The sequence below is a fragment of the Streptomyces sp. NPDC111802 genome (assembly GCF_055634335.1).
In genome coordinates this window covers 137,885-152,779 of sequence record NZ_JBVKCZ010000010.1, presented here as the reverse complement: position 1 = coordinate 152,779, position 14,895 = coordinate 137,885, and the positions used below count along the sequence as shown (strand labels likewise).

The window sequence follows — 14,895 nt, the reverse complement described above, 5'->3', positions numbered from 1 at the left end:
GTCACGTCGCCGTCGCCGGCAGCTCGGCGACCGTCGTGACCTTGACCAACGGCCGGTACTGGTCCAGCACTTGCAGAGCCCTGGTGTGCGAGTCGTCGTCCGCGCCCGCACACGCGTCGGCGACGACCAGCACCTCGACGCCCGCGTCCGCGGCTGCCAGGGCCGTGGACAGGACGCAACAGTCGGTGCTGACGCCGGCCAGCACGAGGCGGCCCTCCGAGGCGGTGCGCCGGGCCAGTTCCGGGGTCCATTTGCCGAAGGTGGTGGCGTCCAGCACATGCCGTGCGCGGGCGGCGAACTCGTCGGTGAGCTGCCAGAGCCGGGCGTCCGGAGGTCGCAGGGCGAAGGGCCACTGCTCGTAGTACGTCCGCCAGGCGCCCTCCGGTTTCTCGGGCGCCACGAAACGGGTGAACGTGACCCGGTCCCCGAAGGCCGGCAGCAGACGCCGTACACCTTCCGCCGCCTCGGCGAATCGCGGGGCGGCCCAGGGGCTGTCGGGGTCGGCGAAGACGCGCTGCATGTCGATGACCGCGAGCAACCCGGCGGTCATACGGCGGCCCCCGCGTCCGCCGTGGGGCTCGGTGCCCGCTCCTCCTGCTCTCGGACGCGTCCGCGGCGCAGCACCAGCGTGCCGAGGAAACCGAGCGCGAGGGCCGCGAGGACGCCGAGGTTGGCGTACGCCCAGGCGCCGGACCTGCCGCCGATGCCCAGCGGGCCGAGCAGATAGCCCTGCCATTCCAGCCAGCTCGCCGTCGAGTTGGTGACCAGGCCCCACCCGAGCGCGGTGGCCGTGAGGGTCAGGAGCAGCGGGGTGAGCGGTACGTCGCCGTAGCGGCCGGTCGGGCGGTAGAGGTCGGGCTCGTCGTAGTCGCGGCGGCGCAGGGCCAGGTCGGCGAGCATGATGCCGCACCAGGCGGCGATGGGGACGCCCAGCGTGGTGAGGAAGCCCATGAACGGGCCGAGGAAGTCGTCGGCGACGAAGACGATGTAGACGGAGCCGAGGATCATCAGGACGCCGTCGACCAGTGCGGCCACGTACCGCGGCATGCGCAGGCCCGCCGAGAGCAGGGCAAGGCCGGACGAGTAGATGTCGAGGACCGCGCCGCCGACGAGGCCGAGGACGGCGACGACGGCGAACGGGACCAGGAACCAGGTCGGCAGGATCGTCGTCAGCGCGCCGATCGGGTCCGCGGCGACGGCCGCGTTGAGCTTGCTGGAGGAACCGGCCAGCAGGAGGCCGAAGACCAGCAGGAGCAGCGGTGCCAGCGACGCGCCGAAGGCGGTCCAGCCGATCACGCCTCGGCTCGACGCGGTGCGCGGCAGATAGCGGGAGTAGTCGGCGGCCGCGTTGACCCAGCCGAGACCGAAGCCGGTCATCATGAAGACGAGCGCGCCGATGAACTCCTGGGCGGAGCCGGTCGGCACGGCGCTGATGGCGGACCAGTGGACGTGGTCGGCGACCAGGGCGACGTAGACAAGGGTGAGCACGCCCGTGACCACGGTGATGACGGTCTGGAGCCGCATGATCAGGTCGAAGCCCATGACACCGACGACGACGGTCAACGCCCCCACCAGGACGAGGGCGACCACCTTGGTTCCGGTGCCGCCGCCCCAGCCGAGCCGGTCGAACACCGTGGCGGTGGCCATGGTGGCGAGGGCGCAGAGCACGGTCTCCCAGCCGACGGTGAGGACCCAGGAAATCACCGACGGCAGGCGGTTGCCGCGCACGCCGAACGCGGCGCGGCCGAGCACCATGGTCGGCGCGGAGCCGCGCTTTCCGGCCACGGCGACGAACCCGCACAGCAGGAAGGAGAAGACGATGCCGACGACTCCGGCGATCAGGGCCTGCCAGAACGAGATCCCGAAGCCGAGCGCGAAGGCACCGTAACTCAGGCCCAGGATGGAAACATTGGCCCCGAACCAGGGCCAGAACAGGATTCGGGGAGTGCCTTTGCGTTCGACGTCGGCGATCACGTCGAGGCCGTGGGTCTCCACCTGGAGCCTGCGGCTCGGGGGTCTGCCGTCGAGTGGGTCCGAGGATGTGATCACTGCGGCATCGTCGCACCACTCATCCCGCCGCGGAACACCGTCTGCGGGTGTCCGTCGCGCTGGTTGCCATGCGACAGTCACTCGTCCGAGTGGCTCTTGGTGTACCTGTTGCCTTCCGAGGGTGATGTTCATGGGGCAACAGCACTCAACCACAGGAGTACGAATGCGTATTCGCACCGCACTTGCCGCCACCGCCCTCGGAGCTCTGGCGCTCTTCGGCGGCGCCACCGCCGCCCACGCGGACGTCGACGACCAGAGCAGCGTCGGCGGCAGCCAGGGAACCCAGGAATGGCAGGGGCCCACGTTCACCGACCAGGGTGGCGCCGGCTTCGGCGCTGCAGGGGGCCAGGACATGGAGCAGGAGCAGGACTTCGGTGACGCCGACACCTCGTTCATGCAGTAGGTAGCAGTAGGTAAGGGTCTCAGGCCTCGGCCGCGCGCAGTGCCCACCGCCCCGCAGGGGCTGAAGGCGCCGTCGCGGCCGAGGGCCTGGCCGAGCCGGGCGGCGCCCCTGGCTCAGCCCAGCTTCTTCAGCAGTTCCACGGCGAGCGGGGCCGAGGAGGAGGGGTTCTGGCCGGTGACCAGATTGCGGTCGACGACCACGTTCGCAACCCACGGCTCACCCACCTGGACCTGCACGCCGGCCTCGGTGAGCCGGTCCTGGAGCAGCCACTTGGCCTTGTCGGCGAGGCCGGAGGCGGTCTCCTCCGCGTTGGTGAACGCGGCCACCCGGTAGCCGGCGAAGGTGTTGGTGCCGTCGGCCTTCGTGGCGGCGAGCAGTGCCGCGGGGGCGTGGCAGACGACGCCGAGCGGCTTGCCGGACTCCAGGGCGAGGGTCAGCAGCTTGCCGGAGTCGGCGTCGACGGCCAGGTCCTCCATCGGACCGTGACCGCCGGGGTAGAACACGGCGGCGTAGTCGCCGAGGTTCACATCCGTCAGCCGGACCGGTTCCCTCAGTTCCGTCATCTCGGCGAGCACGGCGGCGATCCGGTCGGCGTTCTCCTGACCTCCGTTGACCGCGGCCGCGAGGCTGCCCTGGTCGACGGTCGGTACGACGCCGCCCGGCGTGGCCACGACGACTTCATGGCCCGCGGCCTTGAACGCCTCGTACGGGGCGACGGCCTCCTCGGCCCAGAAGCCGGTGGGGTGCTTCGTTCCGTCGGCCAGCGTCCAGTGGTCGGCGCCGGTCATCACGAAAAGGATCTTCGACATGGGGTGCTCTTTCCAGCGGCGGAGTGGGTCGTTGTCCCGACCGTAGGCGCGCCCTGCCATTGGAATCCAATAGGCTCATGCATATGAGACATAGAGATTCCGATGCATCCAATGCATCCGATGCGGATTCGGAGGGAGCACAGGCGCGGAGAGCCCAGTTCAGCGGCGCGGCGTCGGTGGACCTGAACCTGTTGCGCACGTTCCTGGCCGTGTACCGCACCGGCTCCTTCACCGCCGCCGCCCGTCTGCTGGGCCTGTCCCAGCCGACGGTCACCACCCAGATCCGCGCGCTGGAGCGGCAGCTGGACCGGGAGCTCTTCCAGCGTCAGGCGCGCGGCGTCGCCCCGGCACCCTACGCGGACGAACTCGCCGCCCGGATCGTCGAGCCGCTGGACGCCCTCGCCGCCGTCACGGGTCCGGGTGGTTCCGCCGACGTCCACCCGGCGGAGCCGGTGCATCTCGCCGGTCCGGCCGAGCTCCTGACCCACCGCGTCATGCCGGCCCTCGCGCCGCTGGTCGACAAGGGCGTACGGCTGCGTGTCACGCCCGGCCTGACCGAGCCGCTCCTGGAGGAACTGCGGGCGGGCCGCTACGACCTGGTGCTGTCGACGTACCGGCCGCGCGGTCGCACCCTGGCCTCGGTGCCGCTGATGGACGAGGAGTTCGTGCTGGTCACGGCGCCTGCCTGGGCGGAGCGCAGCGGCGGACCGGCGCGGATCGCGGCCGACGGGCCCGCCGCACTGCACAGCGTGCCGCTGGTCGCCTACGCCGAGGACGTGCCGATCGTGCGCCGTTACTGGCGTCATGTCTTCGGCAGGCGTCTGGTCCGCCAGCCGGCGGTCACCATGCCCGACCTGAACGCGGTCAAGGCCGCGGTGGCGGGCGGCGCGGGGTTCAGCGTGCTCCCGCGCTACCTGTGCGCCGCCGAGCTGCTCTCGGGCGCTCTGGTGCTGCTGCACGACCCGGACGATCCGCCCATCAACACCGGCTTCCTCGTCCAGCGCCCGGGCTCCTCAGGCAACCCGCATGTCGCCCTGGTCCGCGACCACCTGCTGGAGACCGCCCGCGATTGGTGACGCCGTGAGGCTCAGCCGGCGCAGTCGCCGCCCCCGACGTCACCGACACGGTCATGGGGCGCGTTCAGTACTTCTTCGCGCCTGCAACGATCGCCTCCCGGATGCGGTGGTACGTCCCGCAGCGGCAGACGTTGCGGATCTCGTCGAGGTCGGCCTCGGTGATGTCACGGCCCTCTTCGCGGGCCTGGCGGACCTTGGCCACGGCGGTCATGATCTGGCCGGGCTGGCAGTAGCCGCACTGGGCGACGTCGTACTCCAGCCAGGCCTCCTGCATGGGGTGGAGCTCCTTGCCGACCGTGGCGGGCAGGCCCTCGATGGTGGTGACCTCGTCGGTGGGCCGCAGATCCTTCACCGGGACCGAACAGGGGTTGAACGCACGGCCGTTGATATGGCTCGTGCACGCCTGGCAGACGCCGAGCCCGCAGCCGTACTTCGGTCCGGTGACGCCAAGGACGTCCCGCAGCACCCACAGCAGACGTACGTCGTCCTCGATGTCCACGGTGACGGACTCGCCGTTGAGGATGAAGGTGTGTTCGGGCACGCTGGCTCCTAGAAGGCGCGGCTCAGGCCGTCGGTGGGGGACGCCGGGATCGGCGGGCTGGTGGGAAGCGGGTCGAAGCCGAGCGGTTCGCCGTGGTTGACCGGGAAGGTCGTCGGCATCGTGCCGGTCGCGCGTCCGTAGGCGCAGGCCACGGCCGCCATGGCGCCCGCGACGGCCAACTCGCCCGCGCCGCCGGGGGTGTCGGTGGTCGGCGGCATCACGATGATCTCCAGCTGCGGCGGGGTGTTCCACTGGCGGGTGTAGAAGTAGTTGTCCCAACTGCCCTCCAGGAAGCGTCCGTTGTCGAGATGCAGTCCAGAGCTGAGGGTGATCGCGATGCCGTCCATGATGCCGCCCATCATCTGGGCCTGAAGGCCGCGCGGGTTCACCGCCAGACCCACGTCCACGGCGCACACGACCTTGGTCACGCGCGGGCCCGTGTACGCGTCGGGTATCTCCCGTCCGGTGGTCTCCGGGCGGCAGTCGATCTCGGCGAGCACCGCGACGCAGGCGTGGTACTCGGGGTGGAGCGCGATGCCCTGCGCGGTTCCGTCCGGCATGGCACGGCCCCACTCCCCCACCTCGGCGACCTTGTCGAGAACGGCCCGTGCCCGCTCGTCCTTGAGGAGGGCGCGGCGGAACCGGTAGGGGTCCTTGCCCATGCGCTTCGCCAGCTCGTCCACCACCAGCTCCTGCGCGCAGCGCACGTTGGGCGAGTAGATGTTGCGCATGGAGCCGGTGTTGAAGCCCTTGTCGGTCTCGCTGAGGAGCTGGGTGACGACGCCGAAGTGGTAGGGGGTCTGCTGGGTGAGGGTGAAGATCGTCTGGGAGAAGGTGAGATCACCGACGGGCAGGCGGCTCGCCTCGGCGGTGATGATCTCGCCGACGCCGTGGCCGAAGTCGGTGGCCACGGAGGTGTGGCGCTGGTCGTAGGTCAGCACCTGGCCGAGCGCGTAGGTGGCACGCACCCGTGAGGTGGACATCGGATGCGTCCGGCCCTGGCGGAAGTCGTCGGTGCGGTGCCACATCAGTCTGACCGGCTTGCCCATCGCCCGCGAGACTTCGGCGGCCTCGCCGGCGGCGTCGTGGAACAGCTTGCGGCCGAAGGAGCCGCCGCCCTCCGTCACATGGACCTTGACCGCGCTCACCGGGAGTCCGAGCCCCCGGGCGATCTCCTCCTGGGCGACGATCGGCGCCTTCAGGCTCGCCCAGATCTCGGCCGAGTCCTCGCGCACGTCGGCAACGGCGCAGTTGGTCTCCAGGGCGCTGTTGCTGGCGAAGTGGAAGGTGAACCGGGCGTCGACCGACTTGGTCAGCAGATCCAGCCCGGGCAGCGGGAGTTCGGCCCTGCGCAGCTCGGCGCGGATGCTGTCGTCGGAGGCGTCCTCGGTGGTCCCGGGTCCCCAGCCGACCTGGAGCGCGCGTACCGCGTCGATGCACTGCCCGAAGGTACGGCCGCGCACCGCGACGCCGGTCGAGACGCGTACGACGTCGGTGATGCCGGGCATGGCCCGCACCGCGTCCAGGTTCTGCACCGAGCGGACGGTGCCGTTGATCGTCGGCGGCCGGCACACCATCGTCGGCAGCGCGTCCGGCACGTGCACGTCCATGGCGAACTTCTTGCGGCCGGTGACCGCCTCCAGCGCGTCGACGCGTCGCCGCGCGGTTCCGATCACCTGGAAGTCGGCGGACTCCTTGAGGGTGACGGCGACCTGGCCGGTGGCCACCGAGGCGGCCTTCTCGGCGAGTTCGCCGTAGCCGAGGCTCTTCCCTGTCACGGTGGAGGTGATGACCCCCGCTTTCGCCGTCAGGGTGCCGACGGCCTCCCCCAGTTCGAGCGCGGCGGCCCTCAGCAGACGGCCGCGGGCCACGGCGGCGGCGACGCGGATCGGGGTGTAGGTGGAGATGGTGGTGTTCGAGCCGCCGGTGAGCTGGTTGAACAGCAGCTCGGGCCGTGCGTCGGCGAGGGTGACGTGGATCCGCTCCAGCGGCAGGTCGAGTTCCTCGGCGATCAGCATGGCGCTGGAGGTGGTGATGCCCTGGCCGACCTCGGCCCGCGGCAGGGCGAAGGAGGCCGTGCCGTCGCTGTCGAGCCGGATGGTGATCAGGTTCGCCGTGGGCAGCGCGGCATGGGTGAGCATGTCGTTGAGGTCGTAGATCTCGGCCGGGCCGGGCAGCGAGGGGACCGCCGAGGCGGCCTCGGTGGGCGCGAGGACCGCCTCCGCGAGGGATGCGGCGACGGTCAGTGTGGAGGCGGCGACCACATAGCCGAGGAAGCGGCGTCGGCTGACGCCGTCGGGGTCGGCGGCGGACGCGGTGTCCGGCCGCTCGGAGCGGTGGTGAGTTCCCATCGGCTGGCCTCCCGGCGACGTGGCGTGCGGCCGTGCTCGGCGGCTCCTGACTGTGCACGGCCCGCACGCGTTCCGGAAGATCCTGGCGGCGCTTCGACACGCAACGCCCACAACACGCCTCACCTGTGAAGCTCCGGGCGGACGAGACATGACGTACCGGCCCGGCCAGGGCGAAGCTTCACCTGGAGCCGCGCCAGGGCGTGCTGATCAGCGTGCGGATCCCCGGGACGACTCTCGTCCGACGGCCGGCGCCGCACACGCGCCGGCGGCGCACGCCGTCAGCCACTGGTCGAAGTCGGCGTCGTAGCGGGTGCCGATGTCGGTGGCGTAGACGGCGTATCCGCCCGCGTAGTCACCGACGCGGAAGCGGGCGAGCATGCGGTGGACGTCGGCCGGGTGACGCTCGAACATGTAGCGGACGGCGAGGTAGCCCCACGGGTAGGTGCGGGTCACGTCGCTGTTGCTGTAGGTGTTCTGGAACAGGGTGCTCAGCCGGTAGGTGTGCCTGTCCGCCTCCTTGACCGCCTGGTCGTAGGTGATGCCGCGGTAGCCGTAGGAGACGTACTCGGCCAGCCCCTCGATCCACCAGACGTCCGGCACCGAGGTCTGCTGGGCGAAGTCGCCCTTCATGTCGTGGCGGGCGTCGAGGTAGTGCGTGTACTCGTGGTTGAGGTTCCAGATCCGGGCGGCGTGTCCGGTGTCCTGGCTCTTCTGGTACATGACCGCGAACGGTTCGTTCGCGGGGTCCGCCGGGTCTCCGATCAGCGTCATACCGCCGTTGTCCGTGCTGATGCCGAAGATGGCTCCGGCGTACGTCCGGTAGTCCTCACGGCTGGCGAAGACGAACAGGTCGAGGGTCGACAGGTACTGGCCCGGGATGGGTCCGTCGTCCCTGACCAGGTCGTGCACATACGCGTCCTGGCGCAGCACACTGGCGCAGGCCGCGTCGAGGTCGGCCGAGGTGAGCGACTGGGCCCGGATCGTGCGCATCGTGTCGCAGTCGCGGGTGACGGGCAGGGCGGCCCGGGTCAGCCGGCCGGTCAGGTCGCAGACGCCGTAGTAGGCGCAGTTGGCGCGGTCGTAGTAGTCGGCCTGTGTCGCCACCGCCACCCACAGACCTGCCGTGGGCCCGGTGATCCGGGTCGTGTCCAGCAGGTGCCGGGCCCGGGGGCGCACCGTGGGCCGCAGGGCCGGGTGCTCGACGTAACGGGCCAGGTTCATCCCGGCGTTGGAGGTGAGGTACGCGCGGTCGGTGCCGAGCAGGTCGAGGTGGTCGCGCGCGAAGGCGTGCAGGGTCCGGACGACGGACGGGTCGGCGGTGACCGCGCTGACGTACTCCTCGTTCCAGTTGCCGCGCCACAGGGGGGTGTACACGGAGTTGACGGCCGCCAGCATGGCGGGGATCGCGTCGTAGGAGCTGTCGTACGCCTTCAATATCCGCTGGTAGACCCGCAGATAGCGGGCCTGCTGGTCGGCGCTGTCGGTGAGGATGACGACCTCGCCCAGCACGTCGCCGTTGGCGGCGCTGACGTCCCTGGAGTGCGGACGGGCGAAGAAGGCGTCCAGTCCGCGGACGGTGTTCCGGGCCAGCGGCGCGCCGTACGGGCCGACGTCGTCCGGGTTGTTGAACTGCACGTAGTAGCCGGCCCGGAGGAACAGGACGAGCTGCCACACGCGGGCGGAGTTGTCGCCGGCGTACTGCCGTGCCGTGCGCGTGAACGCCTCGGCGATCGTGACCATTTGGGACTCACGGAAGACGGCGCGCGCGTCCGTGCCGGTGACCCCGAACAGGGAGTTGACACAGTCCGTGGTCGACGCCTTGACGAACGCGACGAGTGCGGCTCCGGTCCGGCGCCCGAAGTCGCCGGGTGTGCAGGGGGCGGCCTGCAGGCCGGGGTCCGTGGTCGGGCGGGTCGGGATGCGCGTCGGCGTCAGAGGGGGGAGGTGGGCGGGGGTGAGTGGCCGGTCCTGTACGGCGGGACGGGCGGCGGCATTGAGGGTCGGGCCGGCCGGCGGCGGGGGCTGTGTCGCGTCCCGGGAGGTGGTAGGGGCGGCGTCGGCCCGGGGCGCGGGTGTGGCGAGTGCCGGCGTCGACAGTAAGCCGCAGACGGTGACGCAGGCGGCGAGCGCCGTGACCATGCGTCTGGGCAGCACGAAGCGGTAGCGCATCTGGATTCCTTCATGGGTGGATGCGCCTCGATACGGGTGTTGAGGCGTGTGAGGCACTGTCTCAACGCCGCGTCGGCTCAACAATGCCGTGTGACATAGCACATGGCACTGCCGAGACATAACATCCGACCCCGACCAGCGCGCCGAGGTGCCGTCTGTCTATCCCCCGGTCGCGCTCCATGTCCGGGCGGCCCACGTCCTCAAGTGCGGTGACCGGCCCACGAGTTGGCGGTGGGCGTCGGTCGCGGACTGGAACAGGGCGTCGATCACTCCCTCGGCGAGCGCCGTGCGCCGCCAGGCCAGCACGTACCGGCACCACAACGGTGTACCGACCAGCGGTTTGACGACCACGTTCGGCACCGGCCGCATCGTCGGCTGCACGACGGCCACGCCGAGCCCGTCGGCGATCATTCCCTGCAACTGCTGCTGGTCGCCCAGGAATTCGTGCACGGCCGCGGGCGTGAAACCGGCCGCCGCACAGGCCGAGTAGAAGACGCCGGGCCAGCCCGCGCCGTCGTCCGGTGTCAGGAACCACGCCTCGTCGGCGAGGTCGGCGAGGGCGACCTGCGCGCGCCGCGCGAGCGGGTGCCGGTACGGCAGGGCCACGAACGTGGGCTCGGTGACGATGCCGCGGTGGGCGAGGGCGTCCGAGTGTTCCAGCTCCCTGCCCGGGTAGTCCGCGGCGATGGCCGCGTCCACCACGCCCTCCTCCAGCAGCTCGACGATCCGCGAGGAGGCGTAGACACTGCTCACCGCGAGCGAGACGTCCGGCAGCCGGGAGCGCACGCCCGAGACCATGCCGGCCAGCATCGGCGAGTTGGTCGCGGCCACCCGCAGGGTCCGGCGCGCGGACCCGGCACCGGAGGCGGAGCGGCGCCCGATCGCGTCGGCCCGGGCGAGGACGTCACGGGCCTGGGCGACCACCTCGAAACCGTACGGCGTCAGCCGCACGCCCGTCGGGCCGCGCTCGAACAGCGACTCGCCGAAGTGCCGCTCGATCCGCCGGAGTTGGGTGCTCATGGCGGGCTGCGAGTACCCCAGCTCGGCCGCTGCCCGGCCCACGCTCCCCGCGTCCGCGATGGCGCACAGCACCCGCAGATGCCGTAGCTCCAGCTCCACCCGTCCACTCCTCCTCCGCGTCGACAGAACGCACGCTTGAACAAAAAGAGCAATTACTTACAAACAGGACAATCTCGCTTCACGCAGACCCCCTTTGAACACTCATCGGAAGCTGCGGTTAGCATATGAGCGCCTCCTAGCTCGAAAGATAGGCCTGTGACTGTCAACGACGACTCGTTCACCAACTGGAAGAACCGCGAGGAGATCGCGGAGTCGATGATCCCGCTCATCGGGAAGCTGCACCGGGAGCGGGACGTCACCGTCCTCCTCCACAGCCGCTCCCTGGTGAACAAGTCGGTGGTCAGCATCCTGAAGACCCACCGGTTCGCCCGGCAGATCGCCGGTGAGGAGCTCTCGGTCACCGAGACCCTGCCGTTCCTCAAGGCCCTCACCGAGCTCGACCTCGGCCCGTCGCAGATCGACATCGGCATGCTGGCCGCGACGTACAAGGCCGACGACCGCGGTCTGACCGTGGAGGCGTTCACCGCCGAGGCCGTCGCCGGTGCCACCGGCGCCAACAAGATCGAGCGCGGTGAGGGGCGCGATGTCGTCCTGTACGGCTTCGGCCGCATCGGCCGGCTCGTGGCCCGGCTGCTGATCGAGAAGTCCGGCTCGGGCAACGGCCTGCGGCTGCGGGCCATCGTCGTCCGGGGCGGCGGCGAGCAGGACATCGTGAAGCGCGCCTCGCTGCTGCGCCGTGACTCCATCCACGGCCAGTTCCAGGGCACGATCACCGTCGACGAGGCCAACAGCACGATCAACGCCAACGGCAACGCGATCAAGGTGATCTACGCCAACGACCCCAGCGAGGTCGACTACACGGCGTACGGCATCAAGAACGCCATCCTGATCGACAACACGGGCAAGTGGCGCGACCGCGAGGGACTGTCCGAGCACCTGCGCCCCGGCATCGACAAGGTCGTGCTGACCGCCCCGGGCAAGGGCGACGTCCCGAACATCGTGCACGGCGTCAACCACGACACCCTCAAGCCGGACGAGCAGATCCTGTCCTGCGCCTCCTGCACCACCAACGCCATAGTCCCGCCGCTGAAGGCGATGGAGGACGAGTACGGCGTGCTGCGCGGCCACGTGGAGACCGTCCACTCGTTCACCAACGACCAGAACCTGCTGGACAACTACCACAAGTCCGAGCGCCGCGGCCGCAGTGCGCCGCTGAACATGGTCATCACCGAGACCGGCGCCGCCTCGGCCGTCGCCAAGGCGCTGCCCGACCTCAAGGCGAGGATCACCGGCAGCTCGATCCGCGTCCCGGTGCCGGACGTCTCCATCGCGATCCTCAACCTCCAGCTGGGGCGCGAGACCACTCGCGAGGAGGTCCTCGACTACCTGCGCGACGTGTCGCTGACCTCGCCGCTGCGCCGCCAGATCGACTTCATCACGGCGCCCGACGCCGTCTCCAGCGACTTCATCGGCTCCCGCCACGCCTCGATCGTGGACGCCGGGGCGCTGAAGGTGGAGGGCGACAACGCGATCCTCTACCTCTGGTACGACAACGAGTTCGGCTACTCCTGCCAGGTCATCCGCGTCGTCCAGCACGTCTCCGGGGTGGAGTACCCGACCTACCCGGCGCCGGCGGTCTGATCCCGCTCGACCGCCCGGGGCCGCGCGAGCGTGCGCCGGGCGGTCGTCGCGATTCCGTCCGGTCAGCGGCCTCGGTCAGTGACCTCGGTCAGTGGCCTCGGAACGCCTCCTCCAGCCACCATGAGCCGTGCTCGGCGACCACCTTGGCGTCGACGAGCAGCGGCGCGGACCGAGGGCCCGCGGCCCAGTCCGCCACGGCCTTGAGGTCGGCCCGCGTCCGGACCGTCACCGCCTCGAAGCCGTAGCCCCGCCCCACGGCGGCGATGTCCGTCGGCGGGAAGCGCACGGTGTCGAGAGGGTGCCCGTCGGGGCCGAAGTGGTGCACCTCGGCGCCGTAGGCCTCGTCGTCGTACACGACGACCACCATGGGCAGCCCGAGCCGGCGCACGGTGTCCAGTTCCACGGCGCTCATCAACGCGCCGCCGTCCCCGAGCGCGGCCACGGGCAGCCGGTCCGGCTGTGCCAGCGCCGCCCCGATCGTGGTCGCCAGTCCCAGCCCGATCGACTGGAAGGCCTGCGTGAAGCAGAAGCCCTTCTCGTCGGGCACCGAGAAGTACGCGCTCGGGTAGCCCATGAAATTGCCGGAGTCCACGCCGACCACGCGCTCGGCGGGCAGGATCTCGTCCAGCGCGACGCTCAGTGTCCTCGGGTCGATCCGCTCACGGGTGCTCGTGTCCGCGTAGGGCACGTCGCGCAGGCGCAGTCGCGCCGCGAGGGCCGTACCCACCTCCCCGGTCCGGTAGCCCTCCCGCTGTGCGCCGCCCGCCTCGAACGCCTGGCGCGCGGTGAGTCGGACGTCGCCGGTGACGCCGAGGTGCACCGGCCGGTGCGCGCCGAGTGCGGACGGGTCGTCGTCGACCTGTACGACGGTGGCGTCGGCGCCGATCAGGCTGCCGTGCCGCATGGTCCACATGTTGAGCGCGCAGCCCCAGCCGACGATCAGGTCGGCGCCCTGGATCAGTTCGGCGGCCAAGGGCGAGGCGAAGCCTCCGGAGACGTCCAGGGACCAGGGGTTGCCGTGGAAGAGGCCGCGGGCGACGGCCGAGGTCGCGAGCAGCGCGCCATGGCGCTCGGCGAGCGCCTCCAGGGCTTCCCGGCTGCCGGGTCCCCGTGCTCCCCGGCCGGCCACGAAGACCGGCCGTGCGGACCGTCCGAGCAGCTCCGCCAGGGTGGTCGCGCCCGCCGCGTCCGGCTCGACCGCGGCCCGTTCCGGTGGTGGTGCCGCGCGCTCCAAGGCCCCGTCGGGCACATCCAGCGCCTGGACCGGCAGGGGCAGGTTGAGCAGCACGGTACGCCGCTCCCCCACCGCCAGCCGTACCGCCGCACACGCCTGCTCCACGGCCTCCTCCGCCGACGTCACCCGAACCGCGGACGCCCCCACCGCGAGGGCCAACGCCTCTTGGTCCACATGGAAGTTGGACCGCGGCTCGGTCACCTCGGCCGCGAGCACGACAAGCGGCGTACGGCTCTTGGCCGCCTCCGCGATTCCGGTCATCGCGTTGGTCAGACCGGGGCCCTGATGCACGCTGACCACCGCGACGGTGCCGCTGGTCCGGGCGTACGCGTCGGCCATCGTCGCCGCGCCGCCCTCGTGCCGTGCGGCGACGAACCTCGCCCCCGCCGCGACCATCGCGTTCGTGACGTGGAAGTTGCCCGACCCGACCACACCGAAGACGTGGCCGACCCCGGCCGCGCACAGCGCCCTGCCGACCGCCTCCGCGACCTTCATCACCGCTCCACCAGGGCCAGCACGCGCGCCGGAGCCCCGGAGCCGGCCACGATGGGCAGCGGTCCCGCGAGCACGACGGAACCGGTCGGCGGGAGCGCGGCGAGGTTCCGCAGCTGCGTCAGACCGTACTTGTCACTGCCCATCAGGTAGGAGTGGCAGGGAAAGGCGGGCTCGAAGGAGTGCGCGCGCCCGGCATCCGTGCCCACCGTCTCGACCCCGAGTCCGATCACGGGCGACTCCTCGGCCACCCAGCGGGCGCACTCCACCGACAGTCCGGGTGTGTGCGGCCCGCTCTCGTCGGCGTTCAGGAAGGCTTCCTGTGTGTGCGAGCGGGCGTCCCAACCGGTGCGCAGCAGCAGCCAACCGCCGTCCGGCAAGGGGCCGTTGTCGGCCTCCCACGCCTTGACATGGTCGATCTCGACCAGGAAGTCCGGGTTGTCGGCGGCCTCGGCGGTGAAGTCCAGCACGGCCGCGGGCGCGATCAGCCTGCGCGCCGGCACGGAGGCCACGTCGGCGAGTTCCTTCCCGGTGACCCAGTGGTTCGGCGCGTCGAAGTGGGTGCCGGTGTGCTCGCCGCTGCGGAAGTTGTTCCAGTACCAGGCCGGGCCCCGGTCGTCGTAGCGGCTGATCTCCTCCAGCTCGAAGACGGCGGTCTGCCCGAACTGGGACGGCAGTTGGATCACCGGCGTCGACGACGACAGGGGCGAGGTCAGGTCGACGACTTCGATCGCCCCTCCTCGCAACCCGGACACCAACGCGGCAAGGACGGACGGCTCGGACATGGCGCCTCCTCGAACGGGACGGTGCTCGCACGGACAGCATGTCAGTCCCGCCCCGACCTCTTGGCGCGTCGATGACAACAGTGGCTCGATGCGTGAGGTGCCGAGACTCCCCCGCGTGTGCGGGATCGCGCCAATATCGCGGGCGCTCCCTCAAGGCCGACGGACGGTCCGCCGCGGGCGGAACAGCCACTTCACATGCACGTCACAGCTTCAACACACCAGGAACACATTCGGTCGATCACCGGCCCGGGCTGCCTTCGCCGGG

Annotated in this window: 12 protein-coding genes; 3 read left to right on the top strand and 9 right to left on the bottom strand. The window is 70.8% G+C overall.

What is annotated here, in order from left to right; genetic code table 11:
- Window position 1: 1 nt before the first annotated feature.
- Window positions 2-550 (bottom strand): cysteine hydrolase family protein, encoded by a 549-nt coding sequence (locus tag ACZ7NC_RS13395; RefSeq protein ID WP_471487729.1) that lies wholly within the window; start codon window positions 548-550, stop codon window positions 2-4.
- Entirely contained in the window at window positions 547-2,049 is a 1,503-nt protein-coding gene (locus ACZ7NC_RS13390) for a purine-cytosine permease family protein (RefSeq protein WP_471487726.1), read from the bottom strand. The genes ACZ7NC_RS13395 and ACZ7NC_RS13390 overlap by 4 nt, the downstream gene beginning before the upstream one ends.
- 163 nt (window positions 2,050-2,212) lie before the next feature.
- Here ACZ7NC_RS13390 and ACZ7NC_RS13385 point away from each other — a divergent pair, with 163 nt between their 5' ends.
- Entirely contained in the window at window positions 2,213-2,452 is a 240-nt protein-coding gene (locus ACZ7NC_RS13385) for a hypothetical protein (protein WP_471487724.1), read from the top strand.
- Between the two features lie 113 nt (window positions 2,453-2,565).
- Here ACZ7NC_RS13385 and ACZ7NC_RS13380 read toward each other — a convergent pair whose 3' ends face one another.
- Window positions 2,566-3,261 carry a type 1 glutamine amidotransferase domain-containing protein gene (locus tag ACZ7NC_RS13380; protein ID WP_471487722.1) on the bottom strand — a complete coding sequence of 232 codons (696 nt, stop codon included), beginning with the start codon at window positions 3,259-3,261 and terminating at the stop codon, window positions 2,566-2,568.
- An 83-nt stretch (window positions 3,262-3,344) separates the two neighbouring features.
- On the opposite strand from ACZ7NC_RS13380, the gene ACZ7NC_RS13375 reads away from it, so the two are divergent.
- Window positions 3,345-4,337 (top strand): LysR family transcriptional regulator, encoded by a 993-nt coding sequence (locus ACZ7NC_RS13375; RefSeq protein WP_471487720.1) that lies wholly within the window; start codon window positions 3,345-3,347, stop codon window positions 4,335-4,337.
- A gap of 64 nt (window positions 4,338-4,401) precedes the next feature.
- Here ACZ7NC_RS13375 and ACZ7NC_RS13370 read toward each other — a convergent pair whose 3' ends face one another.
- From ACZ7NC_RS13370 to ACZ7NC_RS13355, 4 genes are all read right to left on the bottom strand, one after another.
- A complete protein-coding gene (locus ACZ7NC_RS13370) occupies window positions 4,402-4,878 on the bottom strand; it encodes a (2Fe-2S)-binding protein (protein WP_471487718.1) in 477 nt (158 codons plus the stop codon).
- Window positions 4,879-4,886: 8 nt separating this feature from the next.
- On the bottom strand, window positions 4,887-7,229 hold the full coding sequence (locus tag ACZ7NC_RS13365) for a molybdopterin cofactor-binding domain-containing protein (RefSeq protein WP_471487716.1): 2,343 nt from the start codon (window positions 7,227-7,229) through the stop codon (window positions 4,887-4,889).
- Window positions 7,230-7,436: 207 nt separating this feature from the next.
- Entirely contained in the window at window positions 7,437-9,398 is a 1,962-nt protein-coding gene (locus tag ACZ7NC_RS13360; RefSeq protein WP_471487714.1) for a collagenase, read from the bottom strand.
- Between the two features lie 159 nt (window positions 9,399-9,557).
- Window positions 9,558-10,517, bottom strand: a complete 960-nt coding sequence (locus ACZ7NC_RS13355; protein ID WP_471487712.1) for a LysR family transcriptional regulator — start codon at window positions 10,515-10,517, stop codon at window positions 9,558-9,560.
- Window positions 10,518-10,673: 156 nt separating this feature from the next.
- Here ACZ7NC_RS13355 and ACZ7NC_RS13350 point away from each other — a divergent pair, with 156 nt between their 5' ends.
- Entirely contained in the window at window positions 10,674-12,119 is a 1,446-nt protein-coding gene (locus ACZ7NC_RS13350; RefSeq protein WP_471487710.1) for a glyceraldehyde-3-phosphate dehydrogenase, read from the top strand.
- An 88-nt stretch (window positions 12,120-12,207) separates the two neighbouring features.
- On the opposite strand, the gene ACZ7NC_RS13345 is transcribed toward ACZ7NC_RS13350, so the two are convergent.
- Together ACZ7NC_RS13345 and ACZ7NC_RS13340 are read right to left on the bottom strand one after the other, a co-directional pair.
- Window positions 12,208-13,848, bottom strand: coding sequence for a thiamine pyrophosphate-binding protein (locus tag ACZ7NC_RS13345; RefSeq protein WP_471487708.1), 1,641 nt, complete (start codon window positions 13,846-13,848; stop codon window positions 12,208-12,210).
- On the bottom strand, window positions 13,848-14,630 hold the full coding sequence (locus tag ACZ7NC_RS13340; protein ID WP_471487706.1) for a cyclase family protein: 783 nt from the start codon (window positions 14,628-14,630) through the stop codon (window positions 13,848-13,850). Before ACZ7NC_RS13340 ends, ACZ7NC_RS13345 begins: the two co-directional genes overlap by 1 nt.
- Window positions 14,631-14,895 lie beyond the last annotated feature (265 nt).

What these genes read in the sequence shown, in the direction of transcription:
- ACZ7NC_RS13395 (WP_471487729.1), bottom strand. Translation starts at nt 550, where the DNA reads ATGACCGCCGGGTTGCTCGCGGTCATCGACATGCAGCGCGTCTTCGCC.
- ACZ7NC_RS13385 (WP_471487724.1), top strand. Translation starts at nt 2,213, where the DNA reads ATGCGTATTCGCACCGCACTTGCCGCCACCGCCCTCGGAGCTCTGGCG.
- ACZ7NC_RS13380 (WP_471487722.1), bottom strand. Translation starts at nt 3,261, where the DNA reads ATGTCGAAGATCCTTTTCGTGATGACCGGCGCCGACCACTGGACGCTG.
- ACZ7NC_RS13375 (WP_471487720.1), top strand. Translation starts at nt 3,345, where the DNA reads ATGAGACATAGAGATTCCGATGCATCCAATGCATCCGATGCGGATTCG.
- ACZ7NC_RS13365 (WP_471487716.1), bottom strand. Translation starts at nt 7,229, where the DNA reads ATGGGAACTCACCACCGCTCCGAGCGGCCGGACACCGCGTCCGCCGCC.
- ACZ7NC_RS13360 (WP_471487714.1), bottom strand. Translation starts at nt 9,398, where the DNA reads ATGCGCTACCGCTTCGTGCTGCCCAGACGCATGGTCACGGCGCTCGCC.
- ACZ7NC_RS13345 (WP_471487708.1), bottom strand. Translation starts at nt 13,848, where the DNA reads ATGAAGGTCGCGGAGGCGGTCGGCAGGGCGCTGTGCGCGGCCGGGGTC.
- ACZ7NC_RS13340 (WP_471487706.1), bottom strand. Translation starts at nt 14,630, where the DNA reads ATGTCCGAGCCGTCCGTCCTTGCCGCGTTGGTGTCCGGGTTGCGAGGA.